Origin of the sequence: Emticicia sp. (genome assembly GCF_049241225.1) — a bacterium.
Classification (GTDB): Bacteria; Bacteroidota; Bacteroidia; order Cytophagales; family Spirosomataceae; genus Emticicia.
This window is the reverse complement of sequence record NZ_JBMLRC010000095.1, coordinates 1-2,579: the sequence shown is the minus strand read 5'-3', so window position 1 is coordinate 2,579 and position 2,579 is coordinate 1. Positions and strand designations below refer to the sequence as shown.

Sequence of the window (2,579 nt, the reverse complement as noted above, 5' to 3'; positions counted from 1 at the left end):
GTTGACCGTTGACTGCTGACTATTGACTCAATAATACTATCTAATTTTAACCTTATTTTTAATCAGATTAAGTGTATATTTCAGTACTGTATCTTCATTATTTAGAAAATCTTCGAGGTTTGAATTTACCTCAAAGTCAGGTTGGAGAATCGGTTTATTATATTTTTTTGCATCAACATTATAGAGAATTCTCCCCAACGGCAGCGAAATTTCCAGTTCAGTATTCGGTAATTTTATTGATGAAAACTGAGCCGCCGAGCAGCCATCGTAAGCACCTCCGCAAGTCATACCTACAAACGTACCTATACCCATATTATGAAGTTTTGAAACCAACAATGCCGCCGCCGAAAACGTACCGCCATTCATCAATACATATACATTTTTATTAAACCTAAACTCATCATGTGGGCGTTGTTTTTGTTGGTATTTGCTTTCCAGATAACCATCGGAGTCTCGTACTGTAAATTCTTTATTGAGTCTCGAAGCCGCTTCTTTGGCTAAATACGCATCGTATTTTTTATAATCTTGTTTGAGTCGTTGTAGGCCCTCATCTCGAAAACCTATTTTGTAGGCATCGAATGGCTGACTGGCAAAATATCTCAGAAAGAAAATCGAATAATCAATGATGCCGCCCGAATTTCCTCTTAAATCCAAAATCAAATTTTCTATTTTGTTTTCTTCTAATTTTCTGAAAATCTTGCGGGTTTCTCCTTCAAAATTAGTGCTACGGCCGTAATCTTTCATATCATACATAAACGACCGAATATCAACCATCGCCACTTTCTGACTCGAATCAATCACTCTGTACGAAACAATCCCCGTAGTATCTTCATCGACATCGGGGTAGCGGGTTTCGAGCATTTTTTCCATAAACTCAACACTTTGCCCTTCAACTTTGGTAGTTTTTGGTTTATTCTGTCCTTGTTTCAGATACGTTATCAGAAAACTTTCTTCTTCACCTTTCCACAAATAATACAACTTTCTGAATTCTCGAATCGCATAGTATTTCCTGGCATTTGGGTTAACTCCGTCACCATTATAATATGATATTTTTTCTAAATGTTCTAAGATTTTTTTCACAGGTTGGCCATCAATTTCGAGTATCTCGGTGCCACGTGTAATCTTTTTATCGGCCGAATAATTTCGAGAAACCAACAATTGATTATTGATGTAGCGGACACTAAACGGAAAAAACTTAGGGCGTTCGCTAAACGAATTGCTTTTAGAAAGTAGCCTCCGATCGGGCGACATGTGTGTATGACCACAGCCTACTGCTTGCACTAGCGGTAAGAATGTAAAATAAGCTTCACGAAGCGAATAACGACCCGAAACTCTCTGTAATATTGAATCCTGAAGGAATGCAAAACGTTCCTTTGAGATATACTTGAAAGGGTCAGGATGATATTTTTCAATCTCATTTTTGAGATTCAGGATGTCTTCTTTTATCTGTTCGGAGGTATAGGTTTGTGAGAAACCACTCATCTGAAAGACTAACAGAAAAATGAGAAAGATATATCCTAATTTTATATTCATTTTGGCTTTTTTCATAAACTCAAATCTACTTCAAAATAATTGTCTTTTTAATAACGCATACGAAATATTGTTGCATATTAAACTAAATCCAGCCTAAGTGGTTAGGGGTTGTTATTTTTTTTTACTAATTTTGCAGCCAATTAAAACTACAGTTCTTTGAACGCCTATGCTTAACAGACGCCTCATACGTATTCGTGCGATGCAAGCCCTTTTTGCTTATAAGCAAGCCGAGGGTGCAAATTTTCAATTAGCTTTAGACCTAATTGCCGATCATTTTTCTCCTGACTTGAATTCGATGGAATATCAAGATAAGGAAAAATTAGAAGGTTTAAAAAAATTAGGCCAAAATCTTTTCCAAGAAGCTTTCTCTCGACAAGAAGCCGAAAAGTTTGATGCACCCGACGAAGTGCTACGAATGGTCGAAAAAGCAAAAGAATTTTATCTTCTTAAAAATAAAAAAGACGTTCAGCATTATGCCACACGGATGGTAATCGAAGCCGAAAGAGTATATGAGATATACTTACAAATTTTGCTTCTATTCATCGAGTTGTCCGACCGTGCTAATCAGGATAGTAACGGAGATGCAAAATCAAAGCTTATCGATAATCAAGTTATAAAAGCCTTACGTCAAGAAAAATCGCTCGAAATATTGTGTAGTCGTCGAAGTGTAAGCATGTCCAACGAACAAGTTTTTGTTGCAAAACTCTATCGTGAGGTAATTCGTGCTAATGACCGCTACAAAGAATATGTATCGAAAATCAATCATACGCTTGAAGAAGATTTTGCAATTTTGAAATATCTTCTCAAAAACGTAATATTGAAGCACGAAATCGCTTGGGAATTCTTTGAGAAACAAGATTTGTATTGGATTGATGATATCGAAACGCTTAGAGCGGCCGTTACTCATACTTTTCAGGGATTAATCGAAGAAGGTAGATTAAAATTGGCTACCTTAGATGAAGAATGGGACGAAAGAAAAGAATTCTTGCAGACTTTGTATCAGAAAAGTATTCTCGAAACCAAAGATTTAGAAGAAATTCTGATTC

General features: G+C 36.3%; 2 protein-coding genes. One reads left to right on the top strand and one right to left on the bottom strand.

The features are described from left to right. Positions 1 to 36: 36 nt before the first annotated feature. The gene (locus tag ACOVO2_RS05725) at positions 37 to 1,533 is read right to left on the bottom strand and encodes a S41 family peptidase (RefSeq protein WP_421769042.1); all 1,497 of its coding nucleotides are present in this window, start codon (positions 1,531 to 1,533) and stop codon (positions 37 to 39) included. Between the two features lie 166 nt (positions 1,534 to 1,699). Between ACOVO2_RS05725 and ACOVO2_RS05720 the strand changes: the two genes are divergently transcribed. Continuing rightward, positions 1,700 to 2,579: transcription antitermination factor NusB (locus tag ACOVO2_RS05720; protein ID WP_421769041.1), on the top strand; the 880-nt coding region annotated here is incomplete at its 3' end.

What these genes read in the sequence shown, in the direction of transcription:
- ACOVO2_RS05725 (WP_421769042.1), bottom strand. Translation starts at nt 1,533, where the DNA reads ATGAATATAAAATTAGGATATATCTTTCTCATTTTTCTGTTAGTCTTT.